The organism is Mixta tenebrionis, assembly GCF_006517625.1.
Taxonomy (GTDB): domain Bacteria; phylum Pseudomonadota; class Gammaproteobacteria; order Enterobacterales; family Enterobacteriaceae; genus Mixta; species Mixta tenebrionis.
Genome location: NZ_VHQI01000002.1, coordinates 383,659 through 400,879, shown reverse-complemented (window position 1 = coordinate 400,879; position 17,221 = coordinate 383,659). Strand labels below are relative to the sequence as shown.

The window sequence follows — 17,221 nt, the reverse complement described above, 5'->3', positions numbered from 1 at the left end:
GTTACTGTCCGGCGCGAGCCGCTTGAATCAGTTCGATAAAGTGGTCGAACAGGGGCGCTGCGTCATGCGGGCCGGGGCTGGCTTCAGGATGGCCCTGGAAGCTGAACGCCGGTTTGTCAGTGCGGTGAATGCCCTGTACCGTCTGGTCGAACAGGGAGATATGCGTCACGCGCAGGCTGTCAGGTAATGAACGTTCATCTACGGCGAAACCGTGGTTCTGCGCAGTGATCATCACGGTATTGTTATCGAGATCTTTCACCGGGTGGTTGCCGCCGTGATGGCCTAATTTCATTTTTACCGTTTTAGCGCCGCTGGCCAGCGCTAACAGCTGGTGTCCCAGGCAGATGCCGAAAACCGGGATGTCCGTTGTCAGAAAACGCTGGATGGCGCTGATGGCGTAGTCGCAAGGTTCCGGGTCGCCAGGGCCGTTTGATAAGAAGATGCCGTCCGGATTCATTTTCAGCACCTCTTCCGCCGGCGTCTGCGCGGGAACGACCGTCAGACGGCAGCCGCGATCCACCAGCATCCGCAGAATATTGCGCTTTACGCCGTAATCATAAGCGACCACATGGTAAGGCAGCTCGGCTTCTGTTTTCGGTGCCGGCAGCTCCCCTGCCAGCGTCCAGCTGCCCTGCAGCCAGCTGTAGCTTTCGCGCGTGCATACTTCTTTTGCCAGGTCCATGCCTTTCAGGCCGGGAAACGCCTGCGCTTTTTGCAGCGCCAGCTGCGCGTCTGCGCTATCGCCCGCGATAATGCAGCCGTTCTGAGCGCCCTTCTCGCGCAGCAGACGGGTTAATTTACGGGTATCGATATCGGCAATGGCCACGATGTTGTTGCGTTTCAGCCAGGAGGAGAGATCTTCTTCGTTGCGGTAGTTGCTGGCGATAAGCGGCAGATCGCGAATCACCAGGCCCTGAGCATGTACCTGAGAAGATTCTTCATCAGCGGCGTTGCTGCCGACATTACCAATATGGGGATAAGTGAGAGTGACGATCTGGCGGGAATAGGAAGGGTCTGTGAGGATTTCTTGATAACCGGTCATTGAAGTATTGAAAACTACCTCCCCCACTGCCGAACCTGTGGCCCCAATGGCCCGACCGTGGAATTGGGTTCCGTCTTCCAGAACCAAAATCGCTGACTTATTCAAAACGTCCTCCAGGGAATAAACAGTCATAATATTTGCATATTAATTCATAAAGCACGGATGAATCAATGCAAAAACCGCCTGACCGGTCGATTTTTGGCAAATTGCGCGCATTCTAATGACCGACCTGGTGCTTGTCTACCATAAAAAGCGATTTTTTTATCTTATTTTGGCGCACTGAGGGCGAAAGGGGAGTATTCACCACGAAAAAGACAATTCTGAGGCCATGAAAAACGGTTGCCTGGCAAAAACCAGTGAAAAAAGCGCAGGGAAGCCACAAAAAGTGGACCAGATGGTCAAATTTACCTTAAGCCGCGACGATAATTCGCAGATAAAATCAGATTATAAGGCTTTTAGCCTGCTTAAAAACCAAAATCCCAGTTAAAACAAATAAAATAAAAGGGCTTAATAAAGCCCTTTAAATACAATAAATTAAACAGATTAACTTTAACTGAAAGGCGAGAAATCCGTTTAATCCTGCAGGTTAAGCACGTCAGACATGCTAAATAACCCTGATTTATGAGCACCGCACCACCTGGCGGCGCGAATAGCGCCATTAGCGAAAGTCATGCGGCTGGAGGCCTTGTGCGTTAGCTCAATGCGCTCACCGATATCGGCAAACATCGCGGTATGTTCTCCTACAATATCTCCTGCCCTGACGGTAGCAAAACCAATGGTGTGCGGCTGCCGTTCGCCGGTATGCCCTTCACGGGCATAAACCGCGTGTTCATCAAGCTTCCAGTCCATGGCGCTGGCAATGGCTTCACCCATTGCCAGCGCCGTTCCGGAAGGCGCATCCACTTTGTGGCGATGGTGAGCTTCAATAATTTCTATATCTGCATACTCCCCCATCACCTGCGCGGTTTTTTCCAGCAGCTTCAGCAACAGGTTTACCCCGACGCTAAAATTGGCGGAAAACACAATAGCGATATCGGCTGCGGCTGCGCTGATGGCGCGCTTACCGGCCTCATCAAACCCGGTAGTGCCAATCACCATGCCTTTACCATGTTGTCGACAGAATGCGAGGTGCGCGAGCGTTCCCTCCGGACGCGTGAAATCGATAAAGATGTCAAAATCGTCTTTCACCGCCTGCGCATCGCTTTGCACCACAATGCCGGTTTTGCCTGCGCCCGCCAGTTCCCCGGCATCAACGCCCAGCAGCGACGATCCTTCCCGCTCCAGCGCGGCGCCCAGCGTTACGCCCTTCATCTGCAATGCCGCCTGAATTAACTGACGCCCCATCCGACCACCTGCGCCCGCAATAGCGACGCGAACTTCTGCCTCATGCATAATTATTCTCTTACGTTAAATAAATTCATCCGCTTCCAGAGTAACGGCCCGTGCTTAAAGCCGCCAGATGAAAACGCCGGTAATTAGAATTTAATGATAAACAGCGGCAGGCATCAGTAAAAGCCATAACGCCTGCGCCCGCGTCCCACGGTTATTAAACCGACAGGATAACGCCTTGCGTGCGGCGTGGCGGTTTAACGGCAAAGGGTTTGGTAAACAGGGAGAAATATAAAGCGGATAACGGCGGGATTGCGGCAGGCTCAGTTAGCCTGGTAAGGCTGGAACGCGCCGACAAAAGCTGCGGCGCATTCCAGTTAACAGCGGCAACGCGTAATTATTCTACGCTCGCCGCGGCTTCGTTGCGGCTGCTGCGTGCTTTATCAATAATGTTGGTCACCAGGCCAAAAATAGCCATTGCGCCTGAAAGCGCCGTACCGAAAATACCTACCGCCATAGCGCCGAAGCCCAGTCCCAGCGTCGGCACGCCGAGGATGGCGCCGCCAATAATAACCGGGATAGAAACGGCCAGACCAGCGAAGCCAAAGCCAAGCATTGCATCCCCGGACATAGCTTCTTCAGATCCACCGCTGATATGCTGCAGTTCGGCTACGTTTAACTCTCTCATTTTTAACTCCTTTTAACTTTATGATTAGAATTGAAAAGGGTGATGCAGCGTCAAACATTATCCAACAAGACAAAATATTCTGCCTAAAAGTCATGCACCACCCGAACCTGACTTTAAAATATATTTTCCTGTCGATCAGCTAACGAAACAGACAAAACAAAGTAACCATAAATAAATTATGGTTAAAAAAAGCGTGCCGAAAGAACAAACTAACGGGAAAACAGAACGGATTTAAGAACGGAAAAGTAATGGAGAAAAGATGCAGGGCGCGACGATAGCGAGCGATCAAATGGCGCTGGCGCGCGATAGAGGGGCAAGGTGAGCGATGGGAACGCCGGGATGAGCGTTAAAAACACAGCAGCGAGCGTTAAAACGGCAACAGTGAGCGCTAAGTCAACATTAATGAGCGATAAAGCAGGCGATAATCAGCGATAACAAAAAATGCTGGTAAGGCGGCTGGTAAGCTGCCCGACGCAAACGCGCCGGGCAAAGGGATTAGCTGATTTGGCGCGCTTCGAGACGCAGTTCCTTCGGCACTTCAAAAACGATGTTTTCTTCGCGTCCGCTCAGTTCGGTAACCTCTGTACCGCCTAATGCGCGCAGGCGTTCGACCACTTCCTGCACCAGAATATCGGGCGCGGAGGCGCCGGCCGTCACGCCGACGCAGCCGATGCCGGCTAGCCAGCTTTCCTGAATATCTTCGGCGGAATCAATCAGCTGCGCACGCTTGCCGGCGCGCTGCGCCAGCTCAGCCAGCCGGTTTGAATTGGATGAATTTTTCGAACCGACAACCAGCACGACGTCCGCCGCCGCCGCCAGGCTACGTACCGCTTCCTGACGATTGGTGGTGGCGTAGCAGATATCATCCTTTCGTGGCCCGATAATATGCGGGAAGCGCTGGCGCAGAGCATCAATCACCGCTGAAGTATCATCCACCGACAGCGTGGTCTGCGTCATAAAGCAGAGGTTATTTTCGTTCTTCACCTGCAGCTTAAAAACATCTTCCGGCGACTCAACCAGATACATGCCGCCCTGTGGGTTGCTGTACTGCCCCATCGTGCCCTCCACTTCCGGATGCCCGGCGTGGCCGATAAGAATAGCTTCGGTGCCTTTGCGGCTGGCGCGCGCTACTTCCATATGGACTTTCGTCACCAGCGGGCAGGTGGCATCAAACAGCATAGTCAGCTGACGCGCCTTCGCTTCGGCACGCACCGCCTGCGATACGCCGTGAGCGGAGAAGATCAGAATCGCGCCGTCCGGCACTTCAGCAATCTCTTCAATAAAGATCGCGCCGCGCTCGCGCAGGCTATTGACCACATAACGGTTATGCACCACTTCATGACGCACGTAGATTGGCGCGCCATACATCTCCAGCGCGCGTTCTACGATGCTGATGGCGCGATCGACGCCCGCGCAAAAACCGCGCGGGTTCGCCAGCAGGATTTTCATGCCTGATCCTCCAGCGCCGGATCGATTTCCAGCACTTCCACATCAAAGTGAACCGTGCGTCCTGCTAACGGATGGTTAAAATCAACGGTAATGGAATCGCCGGCAACCTCACGAATAACGCCCGGCATTTCACTGCCGTCCATACCGGTAAACAGCATAATCGCTCCCACCTCCGGCTCTCCCGTCTGCATAAAATCGCGCCGCGAGAAATACTGCACCAGATCGGGGCTGACGCTGCCGAATGCCGCCTCAGGCTCCAGCGTAAACGCTTTTTTATCACCGGCGCGCAGCCCCAGCAGCGCCGCTTCCAGCGCTGCAGAAAGACTGCCGTCGCCAAGGCGAAACAGCGCCGGCTTACCGTTGGCGCGCGTGGATTCCGCGGTGGAGCCATCGTCCAGCTTTAAGGTGAAATGCAGCAGCACCGCGCTATCGCGCTGAACCGAATCGCTCATGCCTTGCCCTTTTGCTTCGTCTGTTTACCGGAGGGCGTCAGAAAGCCCTCCAGCACGATTAGCGCGGCGCCGACGCAGATACCACAGTCGGCGATATTGAAGGTGGCGAAATGCCACCCGCCAATGTAGAAGTCGATAAAATCGACCACGAAGCCGTGCCAGGCGCGATCAAACAGGTTGCCCAACGCGCCGCCAATGATCAGCGCGTAGGCGATATTGTTAAGTTTCTGGCTGGCGGCGGTGCGATACATCATCACCAGCAGCGCGACCACGATAGCGACAGCAATACCGGCAAAGAACCAGCGCTGCCAGCCGCCCTTATCGGCGAGGAAGCTGAATGCCGCCCCGTAGTTATGGGCATAAAACAGATTAAAGAACGGCATGAGCGGCATCGTTTCGTGCAGCGCAAGGTTATTCATTACCCATTGCTTGCTGGCGAAATCGACGCCGATAACCACCAGCACCAGCCAGAGCCAGCGCAGTCCGGTTGCAGAAAAAGATTTACGCATCAGGCAAATTTACGCTCTTCGCCGTTACCGGCTACGTTAGTGACGCAGCGTCCGCAGATATCCGGGTGCGCGGCGTCCAGACCAATATCGGTAGTGTAGTGCCAGCAGCGCGGACATTTCTCGCCTTCCGCCTTGTGCAACGCAATTTTCAGACCTTTCAGCACTTCGCTCTGCTGCGCCTCTTCCGGCGCCAGCGCGTAGTCCGCTACCTGCGCGCCGGAGGTCAGCAGCACAAAGCGCAGCTCGTTGCCCAGCGCGGTCAGCTTCTCAGCCAGCGCCGCATCGGCATACAGCGTTACCGTCGCTTCCAGCGATCCGCCGATGCGCTTGTCGCTGCGCGCCTGCTCGATCACCTTGTTGACTTCGCCGCGTACTTTCAGCAGCTCAGCCCAGAAAGTATCGTTCAGCGCTTCGTTATCTGCCAGGCCGAACAGCCCATCAAACCACTCTTCGGTAAAGACATACTGCGCGCGTTTACCCGGCAGATAGCTCCAGATTTCATCGGCGGTAAAGGACATGATCGGCGCCATCCAACGCACCAGCGCCTCGGCGATATACCAGAGCGCGGTCTGGCAGCTGCGGCGCGCTACGCTGTCGCTTTTCGCGGTGTACTGGCGATCTTTGATGATATCGAGATAAAACGATCCCAGCTCTACCGAGCAGAACTGCATCAGACGCTGCACCACTTCGTGGAAATCATAGTTAGCGTAAGAGGCGATGATATCCGCCTGCGCCGCCTGCGCACGCCCCACCGCCCAGCGATCGAGCACCACCATCTCTTCCGGTTTCACCAGGTCGGTTTCGGGATTGAAGCCGTTCAGGTTAGCCAGCAGGAAGCGCGCGGTGTTGCGAATCCGGCGATAGGCGTCGGCGGAACGTTTCAGGATCTCATCGGAAACCGCCATTTCACCGGAATAGTCGGTGGAGGCCACCCACAGACGCAGGATATCCGCGCCCAGCTTATTCATCACGTCCTGCGGGCTGACGGTATTGCCCAACGATTTGGACATTTTGCGGCCCTGGCCGTCTACGGTAAAGCCGTGAGTCAGCACCTGACGGTATGGCGCTTTGCCTTTCATCGCCGTGGAGATCATCAGCGAAGACATAAACCAGCCGCGATGCTGATCCGAACCTTCCAGATAGATATCGGCGCTGTGACCGTGGAATTCCGGGCGTACATCAACCACGGATGCGTTGGTCGATCCGGAATCGAACCAGACGTCCAGCGTATCCGGCACTTTGCGGTAACGATCGGCATCATCGCCCAGCAGATCGCGCGGATCGAGATCCCACCATGCCTGGATGCCGTCCTGCTCAACGCGCTGCGCTACTTTTTCCATCAGCGCCAGCGTATCAGGATGCAGCTGTTCGGTTTCGTTATGTACGAACAGCGCCATCGGCACGCCCCAGGTGCGCTGACGAGAGATACACCAGTCAGGGCGGTTTTCTACCATTGATTCAATACGCGCCTGGCCCCAGTCAGGGATCCACTGCACGCCTTTAATCTCTTTCAGCGACTGCGCGCGCAGCCCTTTCTGATCCATACTGATAAACCACTGCGGCGTCGCCCGGAAGATGATCGGCGTTTTATGACGCCAGCAGTGCGGATAGCTGTGCTGCATTTTTTCCACATGCAGCAACGCGCCTTTGTCGCGCAGCAGCGTGACGATCATATCGTTCGCTTTGAACACGTTAACGCCGTCCAGCTCAGGCAAGGTTCCCGGCAGATAGCAGCCGTCCGGGCCAACCGGGTTAGCGGTTTCCAGGCCATATTTCTGGCCGATCACATAGTCGTCCGGACCGTGGCCGGGCGCCGTATGGACCGCGCCGGTACCGGCATCCAGGGTTACGTGCTCGCCCAGCACCACAGGCACGTCAAAGGCGAGGAACGGATGCTGGAAACGCATCAGCTCCAGCGTCGCGCCGGTAGCGGAGCCGAGCACCGTCCACTCGCTGATGCCAGCGCGCTGCATTACGCTTTCCACCAGATCTTTCGCCAGAATCAGCGCGCGGCCTTCAATCTGTACCAGCTGGTATTCAAATTCAGGATGCAGCGAAATAGCGCGGTTAGCCGGCATGGTCCACGGCGTAGTGGTCCAGATAACCAGCGCGATCGGCCCCTGCACGTCGCTGGCGCCGAACTTAGCGGCGACGGCGGCAACATCGGTAGCGTTAAACATCACGTCGATAGAAGGCGACGTTTTGTCATAATATTCCACTTCCGCTTCCGCCAGCGCGGAGCGGCAGTCGAGGCACCAGTGCACCGGCTTCGCGCCTTTGTGCAGATGACCGTTGCCGATGATTTTACCCAGCGCGCGAATGATGTTGGCTTCGGTCTGGAAATCCATCGTCAGATAGGGGCGTTCCCAGTCGCCCAGCACGCCCAGACGGATAAAGTCCGCTTTTTGTCCCGCCACCTGTTCTGCGGCATATTTTCGGCAGGCGGCACGGAATTCCGCAGCGCTGACTTTTTCGCCCGGCTTGCCGATCATCTGCTCAACTTTATGCTCAATCGGCAGACCGTGGCAGTCCCAGCCCGGCACGTAGGGCGAATCGAAGCCGGAGAGGCCCTTAGACTTAATAATAATGTCTTTCAGAATCTTATTGACTGAGTGACCAATGTGAATGCTGCCGTTCGCATAGGGAGGGCCATCGTGCAGAATAAAGGTTTTTTTCCCTTTTTTGGCTTCGCGGATGATGCCGTACAGATTATCGTCATACCAGCGTTGCAGCATACCCGGTTCGCGTTTGGCCAGATCGCCACGCATCGGGAACCCCGTTTCCGGCAAATTCAGGGTAGATTTATAGTCACTCATCAGATTCTCGATTCCGTGTTTCGGTTGTTACACCGGTGTTTTAAGCCCAAAGAATTCGCGGGCCGTCACCACATCTTTAGCAATTTGCTCTTTAAGCGCATCCAGCGAGGGAAAACGCTGCTCGTTACGTATTTTTTGGCGCAGCACCACCTCAATATGGCGGCCATACATATTCATCGTCACATCCAGCAGATGCACTTCCAGCTGCTGACGCAGCCCCGCTACCGTCGGGCGCGTGCCGATATTGGCCACGCCGGGCAGCGGCTGCGCGCTTAGCCCATGAACCTCAACGGCATACACGCCTTTTACCGGCGAGACGATACGCCGCAGCAGAATATTCGCCGTAGGAAAGCCGATAGTGCGGCCCAGCGCATCGCCGTGCACTACCCGGCCTGAAAAGGCAAACGGATGTCCCAGCAGCGTTTCGGCCAGCGCCAGATTATCTGCGGCCAGCGCCTGGCGAATCGCCGTACTGCTGATGCGTTTGCCGCCTTCACAGAAGGTTTCGGTGCTGATGACGTCAAAGCCATGCTCCACGCCCGCCTTCTGTAATAACAGGAAATCCCCTTCGCGACCAGCGCCGAAACGGAAATCATCGCCAACGGCGAGAAACTGTACGCCCAGCTTATCCACCAGCAGATCGTTAACGAAGCTTTGCGCGCTGACGGCGGCGAAGCGACGATCGAAGCGCACGCACAGCACGGCATCGACGCCCTCCTGCGCCAGGTATTTCAGTTTATCACGCAGGCGCGTCAGGCGCGCCGGCGCTTTATCGGTCGCAAACAGCTCAAGAGGCTGAGGCTCGAAAAGCATAACCATTACGGGCAGGCCGCGCCGCTGCCCTTCTTTGCGTAGCCGGGCTAACAGCGCCTTATGGCCGCGATGCACGCCATCGAAATTGCCGATAGTCAGCACACAGCCGCGATGCTGCGTCCGGAGATTGTGAATGCCGCGTATAAACTTCATGGCTGACTCAAGTTGGTGGAAATCCGCGGATTATACCTTGTACAACCGTCAAGGTTAACCCGTTACGGCGCCTTTCCCGTTTTCTGACAATGATTTCCTTGCAACTCTGACGTAGCGCCGCAGCAAACGCTTTTTTTCTTGCGAAATACTGTATTCAGCAGAGCGAAACTGGTAGAATCTTGCGCCATCAATTACGTAACCGGGCGTTGTTTGTAAAACGGCGCTTATTTGCACAAATCCATTGACAAAATAAGGCGTAAAAGGCATAGTCCTCGGCCTTTGATTTGTCCGTATAGAACATATTTGGGAGTTGGACCTTGGCTAATATCAAATCAGCTAAGAAACGCGCCGTAACATCTGAGAAACGTCGCAAGCATAACGCAAGCCGTCGTTCCATGATGCGTACTTTCATCAAGAAAGTATACGCAGCAGTTGAAGCTGGCGATAAAGAAGCTGCACAGAAAGCATTTAACGAAATGCAACCGATCGTGGACCGTCAGGCTGCTAAAGGTCTGATCCACAAAAACAAAGCTGCACGCCATAAAGCTAACCTGGCTGCGCAGATCGGTAAAATGGCTTAATCGCCTTTTGCTAATCAGCTTTGCAAGAACCGGCCACAGGCCGGTTTTTTTTTGTCCGCGCTTCAGGAATCCCAGATTGCGCCGTAAGCTGCAATGCCCTGCGCCTCGCAGCCTTCCACCACATAATCCGTTAGCGGACGATTAGCGATACAGATCACCGCCTCCGCATTAATCTCCCTGACTTTTTGACAGGCCAGCAGCAGCAGGTCCGGCTTGCCGTGCGCATCGGTATCCCAAATCAGCACGCCAGGGTGCGCCGCGATGATTTCATTGACAAAGGCCTCTCCATAGGTGACCAGCGGATTGCGCGTTGACCAGATAAGCTTGCAGGGACGCGGATTGTTCACCAGATGCGGCAGCAGTGGGCCGATGCCGCTACCGGTCGCCACATAGACTACCGAGTTAAAAATCTTATTCATACTGCCGACGCCCGGCGTTGGAATACCTTTAAACCAGACGTGCGACGGCGGATTATCGATAAAGCGCCCGGTCCAGTCGCCGGCGCGTGAAATCAGCATGCGGCAGCCGGGGCGGGAAACCAGCGGGATATTGGCAAAGGCGTGCCACTCCGTCAGCGGCGTCAGACTGATAGCCAGCGTTGAGCCGGGAAAAGGATCGTGCGGCAGGGCAAACTCAATAATCACCGCGTGAGCCGAAGGGCGCAGTACCTTTATCGGTACGCGCCGCAGGCGTAGCCACGGCAGCAGGATGCTGAAGCTAATGGTTGCCAGCCCCCAAAAGGCGAAGGCGTGGCTGATATGCTGCCAGCGCCATTCACCGTGATGGCTGTCGCGAATAAACCACAATACCTGCAGCCAGGAGAGCGCCAGCGAGCTCCAGCCCGCATAGCGATGCATATGCTCAAACAGATTATGATAACGCTGCCTGATCTGCGGCAGCGCGGTCAGGGCGATCAGGCTAAGTATCACTACCAGCAGCGTGTTTACGCTCAGCAGCTGCAGCGACAGGTTGCCCTGCGCCCGCTGCTGGCAAAAGGCGGCCAGCGTAAACAGCAGCAGCCAGACGCAGCTAAAAGTAGCGCAACCGGAATGCAGCCCGCCAAAGTGGTAAACCTTCGCCAGATGACGACGCAGCGCCAGCGGCCAGTGCGTCGGCGTGCGCCAGACCAGGCGAAACAGCGCGTTGATTAAATATTGCTGGCGAATAAGTACCGTAACGCAAAGATTGGCAATTACCATATTGCCGAAATGCGCTAACGAAATATGGCGATTATCCCACCAGCTGCCGCTGGTAAACGCCCAGCTCATTATGGTCAAGTTAATCATGCTGACCGTAATAAACAGCATCTGATAATAAGAAAGCGCAGGCAAAGCCAGCTGCCGTGTTAACCCCGAATGAGAAACCTCTAATACCGACGCCGTTTTATTTTTTTCGTGGTGCATACTTCGCTCCTGAAATGACCTTATTCCGTCCGTTGGATGGACGTCATAACACCACCGTCAGCGCGCCGGCGAGATATGGGGTCCTCAAGGTTGTGAGTTGACAGCACGTAGCGTAAAGAAAGGTAAAATGGCAGTAAATGGCTAAGGAAAAAATGAGAATTTTGCCTGGGCGTTGCGCGTCAGGATAAATAAAACCAAAGCCAAATTAATTAAGCAATGACTGGATCGAATAATAACAACAACTCCCTGTTCTGTCCGCCTGGGTCGGGCGTTAAAACGGAAAGCCGCGGCGGAAACAGCGCCGGATTAATCAGAATTTTGCCCGTGCTGAAATAACGCCGAAAAATCATGATTGCAAATACGCTGTACCGCCGGATGTTGAATCATGCGTTCGGCAAAGATGACATAATACTCTTCCTTTACCTCATCCAGCCGCCCAACCTCGCTGATAGCCTCATCGTTATAGATATCCTGGCCATACAGCGTAGGGGCGATAAAAATAGCATTATTCGCGGCGCCAAAGGCTTTCATCAACGCCGCATCGTCAAACTCGCCGAGAATCTCTACCTGTAGTTCCTGAGCGTTGATCCAGCGCTGTAGCTGCCGTCCCAGCATCGATCGCCGTCCGGGGATCAGCAGCTTGCGTTCCTGCAAACAGGCGGGAAAAGGCTGCTGCGGCAGCGGCGGCGTGCACCAGAAGCTGATGCCGCACTCGCCCAGCTTGACTGAAAATAAGCCCTCCTGCTGGGTGGAATCCACCGGACAGTCGGAGAGAATCATATCCAGCTTGTGCTGGCTAAGCTGCTCCAGCAGCATCTCATGGGTGGATTCAAAACAGCGCAGATGGATGCGCTCCTCATCCTGCACCGCCGTTTCCAGCACCTGGCTTACCAGCCGCTTCGACAGCGCATCCGCTACGCCGACGTCAAACAGCAGGTTCGACTCTTTGCGGTAGTTGACGATATCCATCATCTCCTGGCTGAGCGTAAACATGCGGTCGGCGTAGCGAAACACCAGCTGACCCAGCTCGGTGGGCACTACGCCCCGCCCCTGACGCCGGAACAGCTTGCCCTGCAGGCGCTCTTCCAACGACTTGATTTGACCAGTTACGGTTTGCGGCGTCAGAAACAGCTTCTCTGCCGCGCTGACGATCGATCCCTGCCGGCAAACCTGCCAAAAATAGTAGAGGTGGTTGTAGTTAATCTGTGACATAGCTTCCGGTTCCCTGCGCTTCGCCTCTGCGCCAGCGAAGCGCGACATCTTTTCGTTGCTTAATTTAACCGGCTGCGCAGCAGCAGATAACCGGCCACCGCCGACAGCAGCGAGCCGCACAGAATTCCCAGTTTGGCTAATACCATCAGGCCGGCGTCAAGCTCGCCATAGGCCAGCGAGGCGATAAAAATCGACATGGTGAAGCCTATGCCGCACAGTACGCCCGTGGCGGCGATATTTCCCAGGCTGCTGCCCTGCGGTAGTCTGGCGATGCCCAGCTTAATGCCCAGCCAGCAAAAAAGCGTAATGCCCAGCGGCTTACCAATAAACAGGCCAAGAATAATCCCCAGCGGCAGCAGGGAGAACAGATCGCCCGGCGCAACGCCGTCCAACGCCACGCCCGCATTGGCAAAGGCGAACAGCGGCAGTATCAGCCAGGTCACCCAGGGATGCAGGCCATGCTCCAGCGCTCTGGCGGGTGATTTCCCCTGCTTTTCCGCCAGCGGTACGAAAAAGCCGACGATAACGCCTGCCAGCGTAGCGTGCACGCCCGATTTTAACACCGCAATCCACAGTATGGCGCCAACCAGCATATACACCGAGGTGCGACGCACGTTAAAACGGTTTAACAGCGCCAGCACGATAATAGCGGCGGCGGCGATAATCAGCGACAGCAGCGAAAGGCCGTGGGTATAAAACAGCGCGATAATTACTATCGCACCGAGATCGTCAATAATCGCCAGCGCCATCAGAAAAATTTTCAGCGCCGGCGGCACCCGGCTGCCCAGCAGCGCCAGCACGCCGAGCGCAAAGGCGATATCCGTGGCGGTAGGCACCGCCCAGCCGCTGCGCACCGCCGCGTCGCTGCCGTTCAGCAGCAGAAAGATCAGCCCCGGCGCCAGCATGCCGCCGAGCGCGGCAATCAGGGGAAACATCGCCTTTTCGCGACTGGCTAACGCGCCGCTAACCATTTCACGTTTCACTTCCAGCCCGATCGCCAGAAAGAACACCGCCATCAAGGCATCGTTAATCCATAACAGCAAATTTTTGTTGATATGCAGTTCGCCAAAGCGAAACTCCACCGGCATCGCCAGCAGCGAACTATAAAGGTGCTGGGTTGACGCCAGGTTCGCCAGCAGCATGGCCATTGCCGCCGCCGCAATAAGCACCATGCCGCCGGATGCTTCACTAGTGAAGAAACGCTTAACCATTTTAGGCTCCTTTAACCTGAACAAATTACTTTTACCGCTAAGCATACGCGCTTTAATGATTCGGTAAAAACAGGTTATATAGCTTGCATCACTCGAAAAAAACGAACTGAAGACGCAGTTATCGCTGGGCGGTGGAGAGCAATCTGAGGTCGGGCGCCGGCAAAGCGATAACGCAGCTGGCGGCAGAAACGGCTTATGTATAAGAAAAAACGCCCCTGATGGGGCGTCTGTAAGGAAGGATGCAGCGCGCTTAGCGCGTCAGATCGTCGAAGAATTTTTTCACGCCGTCAAAGAAGCTTTTCGAGCGCGGGCTGTTTTTCTCGCCGCTGGGCCCGCCGAAGCTCTCTTCCAGTTCGCGCAGCAGCGATTTTTGTTTCTCGCTCAGGCTAACCGGCGTTTCCACCACGACGCGGCACAGCAGGTCGCCCTGGCTACCGCCGCGCACCGATTTCACTCCTTTGCCGCGCATGCGGAACAGCTTGCCGGTTTGGGTTTCCGCGGGCACTTTCAGCTTCACGCGGCCATCCAGCGTCGGAACTTCAATTTCGCCGCCCAGCGCCGCCATGGCAAAGTTAATCGGTACTTCGCAGTAAAGGTTATTATCTTCACGTTCGAAGATCGGGTGTTTCTTCACCGAAACCTGAACGTAAAGATCGCCCGCCGGCGCGCCATGATCGCCCGCTTCGCCTTCGCCGCTCAGACGAATACGATCGCCGGTATCCACGCCCGCCGGGATTTTCACCGACAGCGTTTTCGATTTCTCTACGCGACCGTGGCCGTGGCAGGCGTTGCAGGGATCTTTAATTATTGAGCCGCGTCCGTGACAGGTGGGGCACGCCTGCTGCACGGTGAAGAAGCCCTGGCGCATCTGCACCTGGCCCGCACCGTGACAGGTGGGACAGCTTTGCGGCTGGGTGCCCGCTTTGGCGCCGCTGCCGTGGCAAACCTCGCACTCCTGCAGCGTCGGGATACGGATCTCTTTGGTCACGCCGCGGACCGCTTCTTCCAGCGTCAGCTCCATGTTGTAGCGTAAATCGGCGCCACGGGCAGCGCGCTGCCGACGGCCGCCGCCAAAGATATCGCCAAAAACGTCGCCAAAGATATCGCTGAAGTCTGCGCCGCCGCCGAAGCCGCCGCCAAAACCACCGCCGCCCATACCGCCCTGTTCAAACGCGGCATGGCCGTACTGATCGTAGGCCGCACGCTTCTGCGCATCGGTAAGCACCTCATAGGCCTCTTTCACTTCCTTGAATTTGGCTTCTGCTTCCTGATCGCCCGGATTGCGGTCAGGATGGTACTTCATCGCCAGGCGTTTATAGGCCTTTTTGATTTCACGCTCTTCCGCAGACTTCGGAACGCCTAAAATCTCGTAATAGTCTGTTTTCGCCATTGTTATATTTCCTGCCCTTAACATGCGTGCACGGGCGTGGAGAAACTCCTACGCCCGTGCTGGTTACCAGCGGTTGTCAGGGCAACCGCCGCGCCCGGTCAGGGGCAATTATTTTTTGTCTTTAACTTCTTCGAATTCCGCATCGACAACGTCGTCGTCTTTCTTCGCAGAAGCATCAGCGCCGTCGGCCGGCTGTCCCTGCTGCTGAGCGAATTCCATCAGCTTGCCGGAAACCTGCATCAGCGCCTGGATTTTCGCTTCGATATCCGCTTTGTCTTCACCTTTCAACGCAGTGTTCAGCTCGTTCAACGCGCTTTCGATCGGCGCTTTGTCGTCAGCGGAGAGTTTATCGCCCGCTTCGTCCAGCTGTTTACGCGTGCTGTGGGCAATTTGATCGCCCTGGTTGCGCGCCTGCACCAGCTCTTCGAATTTACGGTCGGCTTCTGCATTCGCTTCCGCGTCGCGGACCATTTTCGCGATTTCATCTTCGTTCAGACCGGAAGACGCTTTAATGGTGATCTTCTGCTCTTTACCGGAGTTTTTATCTTTCGCAGACACGTGCAGAATACCGTCGGCGTCGATATCGAAAGTAACTTCGATCTGCGGCATACCGCGCGGCGCCGGCTGAATGCCGTCGAGGTTAAACTGGCCCAGCGATTTGTTATCCGCCGCACGTTTACGCTCGCCCTGCAGCACGTGAATAGTTACCGCAGACTGGTTGTCTTCCGCAGTAGAGAAGACCTGGCTGTGTTTGGTCGGGATAGTGGTGTTCTTGCTAATCAGCGAAGTCATCACGCCGCCCATGGTTTCGATCCCCAGCGACAGCGGGGTAACGTCCAGCAGCAGAACGTCTTTCACGTCGCCCGCCAGCACGCCGCCCTGTACCGCAGCGCCTACCGCGACCGCTTCATCAGGGTTAACGTCTTTACGCGGCTCTTTACCGAAGAACTCAGCCACTTTTGCCTGCACCATCGGCATACGCGTCTGACCACCGACCAGAATAACGTCATTGATATCAGAAACGGAGAGGCCGGCGTCCTGCAGCGCGACTTTCAGCGGCTCGATAGAGCGGGCTACCAGATCTTCTACCAGCGATTCCAGTTTGGCGCGCGTAACCTTGATGTTCAGGTGTTTCGGACCGGTTGCGTCCGCCGTGATATACGGCAGGTTAACGTCGGTCTGCTGCGCGGAGGAAAGTTCGATTTTCGCTTTTTCCGCCGCTTCTTTCAGACGCTGCATCGCCAGCGGATCGTTATGCAGATCGATACCCTGATCTTTCTTGAATTCCGCTACCAGGTAGTTAATCAGACGGCTGTCGAAGTCTTCGCCGCCAAGGTGGGTATCACCGTTGGTCGCCAGCACTTCAAAGGTTTTTTCGCCGTCAACTTCATCGATTTCGATGATGGAGATATCGAAAGTACCGCCGCCGAGGTCATACACCGCGATAGTGCGGTTGCCCTGGCCTTTATCCAGACCGTACGCCAGCGCGGCGGCGGTCGGTTCGTTAATAATACGTTTTACTTCCAGACCAGCGATACGGCCGGCGTCTTTGGTTGCCTGACGCTGCGCATCGTTGAAGTAAGCCGGTACGGTGATAACCGCTTCAGTTACCGGTTCGCCCAGATAATCTTCCGCCGTTTTCTTCATTTTTTTCAGCACTTCCGCAGAAATCTGCGGCGGCGCCATTTTCTGGCCTTTCACATCCAGCCAGGCATCGCCGTTGTCGGACTGGGTGATTTTGTACGGCATGATTTTCAGATCGCGCTGTACTTCTTCATCCTGGAAGCGACGACCGATCAGGCGCTTAATAGCAAACAGCGTGTTCTGCGGGTTGGTCACGGCCTGACGTTTAGCAGGCTGACCGACCAGCGTTTCACCATCCTGGGTGTAGGCAATAATTGACGGTGTGGTGCGATCGCCTTCGGCATTCTCCAGCACGCGCGCTTTAGCGCCATCCATAATGGCAACACATGAGTTGGTTGTACCGAGGTCAATACCAATAATCTTACCCATCTAAACGTCTCCCACTTAAATTCATTGCAAATCAGGTTATGCACACTTAATGCGGGCAATTTTCGCCGTTTCAACTCCCGGCGCCGCGCTTTTTTTCCGGGTGCATGCCTCTGGATGCCAAATAAGATGGGGACAACCCTGACGGCATCAAGGGGTAAGT

General features: G+C 55.5%; 14 protein-coding genes. 1 reads left to right on the top strand and 13 read right to left on the bottom strand.

Annotated elements, in window-relative coordinates; genetic code table 11:
* Position 1 precedes the first annotated feature (1 nt).
* From carA to ribF, 8 genes are all read right to left on the bottom strand, one after another.
* Positions 2-1,147, bottom strand: a complete 1,146-nt coding sequence (carA, locus tag FKM52_RS04690; protein ID WP_141175025.1) for a glutamine-hydrolyzing carbamoyl-phosphate synthase small subunit — start codon at positions 1,145-1,147, stop codon at positions 2-4.
* A 468-nt stretch (positions 1,148-1,615) separates the two neighbouring features.
* Complete coding sequence (gene dapB, locus FKM52_RS04685; protein ID WP_141175024.1) at positions 1,616-2,434, bottom strand: 4-hydroxy-tetrahydrodipicolinate reductase; 819 nt, start codon at positions 2,432-2,434, stop codon at positions 1,616-1,618.
* A gap of 334 nt (positions 2,435-2,768) precedes the next feature.
* Positions 2,769-3,059: a hypothetical protein gene (locus FKM52_RS04680; RefSeq protein ID WP_181407889.1), complete on the bottom strand. Its 291-nt coding sequence runs from the start codon at positions 3,057-3,059 to the stop codon at positions 2,769-2,771.
* Positions 3,060-3,554: 495 nt separating this feature from the next.
* Positions 3,555-4,508: a 4-hydroxy-3-methylbut-2-enyl diphosphate reductase gene (gene ispH, locus FKM52_RS04675; protein ID WP_141175023.1), complete on the bottom strand. Its 954-nt coding sequence runs from the start codon at positions 4,506-4,508 to the stop codon at positions 3,555-3,557.
* A complete protein-coding gene (gene fkpB / locus FKM52_RS04670) occupies positions 4,505-4,960 on the bottom strand; it encodes an FKBP-type peptidyl-prolyl cis-trans isomerase (protein ID WP_141175022.1) in 456 nt (151 codons plus the stop codon). Before fkpB ends, ispH begins: the two co-directional genes overlap by 4 nt.
* Positions 4,957-5,469, bottom strand: a complete 513-nt coding sequence (gene lspA / locus FKM52_RS04665) for a signal peptidase II (protein WP_141175021.1) — start codon at positions 5,467-5,469, stop codon at positions 4,957-4,959. Before lspA ends, fkpB begins: the two co-directional genes overlap by 4 nt.
* Positions 5,469-8,285, bottom strand: coding sequence for an isoleucine--tRNA ligase (gene ileS, locus FKM52_RS04660; RefSeq protein ID WP_141175020.1), 2,817 nt, complete (start codon positions 8,283-8,285; stop codon positions 5,469-5,471). The genes lspA and ileS overlap by 1 nt, the downstream gene beginning before the upstream one ends.
* Positions 8,286-8,312: 27 nt before the next feature.
* Positions 8,313-9,251 carry a bifunctional riboflavin kinase/FAD synthetase gene (gene ribF, locus FKM52_RS04655; protein WP_141175019.1) on the bottom strand — a complete coding sequence of 313 codons (939 nt, stop codon included), beginning with the start codon at positions 9,249-9,251 and terminating at the stop codon, positions 8,313-8,315.
* A 317-nt stretch (positions 9,252-9,568) separates the two neighbouring features.
* On the opposite strand from ribF, the gene rpsT reads away from it, so the two are divergent.
* Positions 9,569-9,832: a 30S ribosomal protein S20 gene (rpsT, locus tag FKM52_RS04650; protein ID WP_141175018.1), complete on the top strand. Its 264-nt coding sequence runs from the start codon at positions 9,569-9,571 to the stop codon at positions 9,830-9,832.
* Between the two features lie 62 nt (positions 9,833-9,894).
* On the opposite strand, the gene FKM52_RS04645 is transcribed toward rpsT, so the two are convergent.
* The 5 genes from FKM52_RS04645 to dnaK form a co-directional block, all read right to left on the bottom strand.
* Entirely contained in the window at positions 9,895-11,235 is a 1,341-nt protein-coding gene (locus tag FKM52_RS04645; RefSeq protein WP_141175017.1) for a ferredoxin reductase domain-containing protein, read from the bottom strand.
* Positions 11,236-11,541: 306 nt separating this feature from the next.
* Entirely contained in the window at positions 11,542-12,447 is a 906-nt protein-coding gene (gene nhaR / locus FKM52_RS04640) for a transcriptional activator NhaR (protein WP_141175016.1), read from the bottom strand.
* 59 nt (positions 12,448-12,506) lie between these two features.
* Positions 12,507-13,658 (bottom strand): Na+/H+ antiporter NhaA, encoded by a 1,152-nt coding sequence (nhaA, locus tag FKM52_RS04635; RefSeq protein WP_141175015.1) that lies wholly within the window; start codon positions 13,656-13,658, stop codon positions 12,507-12,509.
* 250 nt (positions 13,659-13,908) lie between these two features.
* On the bottom strand, positions 13,909-15,048 hold the full coding sequence (gene dnaJ, locus FKM52_RS04630; RefSeq protein WP_141175014.1) for a molecular chaperone DnaJ: 1,140 nt from the start codon (positions 15,046-15,048) through the stop codon (positions 13,909-13,911).
* A gap of 108 nt (positions 15,049-15,156) precedes the next feature.
* Positions 15,157-17,061: a molecular chaperone DnaK gene (dnaK, locus tag FKM52_RS04625; protein ID WP_141175013.1), complete on the bottom strand. Its 1,905-nt coding sequence runs from the start codon at positions 17,059-17,061 to the stop codon at positions 15,157-15,159.
* Positions 17,062-17,221: the final 160 nt, after the last annotated feature.

What these genes read in the sequence shown, in the direction of transcription:
- dapB (WP_141175024.1), bottom strand. Translation starts at nt 2,434, where the DNA reads ATGCATGAGGCAGAAGTTCGCGTCGCTATTGCGGGCGCAGGTGGTCGG.
- FKM52_RS04680 (WP_181407889.1), bottom strand. Translation starts at nt 3,059, where the DNA reads ATGAGAGAGTTAAACGTAGCCGAACTGCAGCATATCAGCGGTGGATCT.
- ispH (WP_141175023.1), bottom strand. Translation starts at nt 4,508, where the DNA reads ATGAAAATCCTGCTGGCGAACCCGCGCGGTTTTTGCGCGGGCGTCGAT.
- fkpB (WP_141175022.1), bottom strand. Translation starts at nt 4,960, where the DNA reads ATGAGCGATTCGGTTCAGCGCGATAGCGCGGTGCTGCTGCATTTCACC.
- lspA (WP_141175021.1), bottom strand. Translation starts at nt 5,469, where the DNA reads ATGCGTAAATCTTTTTCTGCAACCGGACTGCGCTGGCTCTGGCTGGTG.
- ileS (WP_141175020.1), bottom strand. Translation starts at nt 8,285, where the DNA reads ATGAGTGACTATAAATCTACCCTGAATTTGCCGGAAACGGGGTTCCCG.
- ribF (WP_141175019.1), bottom strand. Translation starts at nt 9,251, where the DNA reads ATGAAGTTTATACGCGGCATTCACAATCTCCGGACGCAGCATCGCGGC.
- FKM52_RS04645 (WP_141175017.1), bottom strand. Translation starts at nt 11,235, where the DNA reads ATGCACCACGAAAAAAATAAAACGGCGTCGGTATTAGAGGTTTCTCAT.
- nhaR (WP_141175016.1), bottom strand. Translation starts at nt 12,447, where the DNA reads ATGTCACAGATTAACTACAACCACCTCTACTATTTTTGGCAGGTTTGC.
- nhaA (WP_141175015.1), bottom strand. Translation starts at nt 13,658, where the DNA reads ATGGTTAAGCGTTTCTTCACTAGTGAAGCATCCGGCGGCATGGTGCTT.
- dnaJ (WP_141175014.1), bottom strand. Translation starts at nt 15,048, where the DNA reads ATGGCGAAAACAGACTATTACGAGATTTTAGGCGTTCCGAAGTCTGCG.
- dnaK (WP_141175013.1), bottom strand. Translation starts at nt 17,061, where the DNA reads ATGGGTAAGATTATTGGTATTGACCTCGGTACAACCAACTCATGTGTT.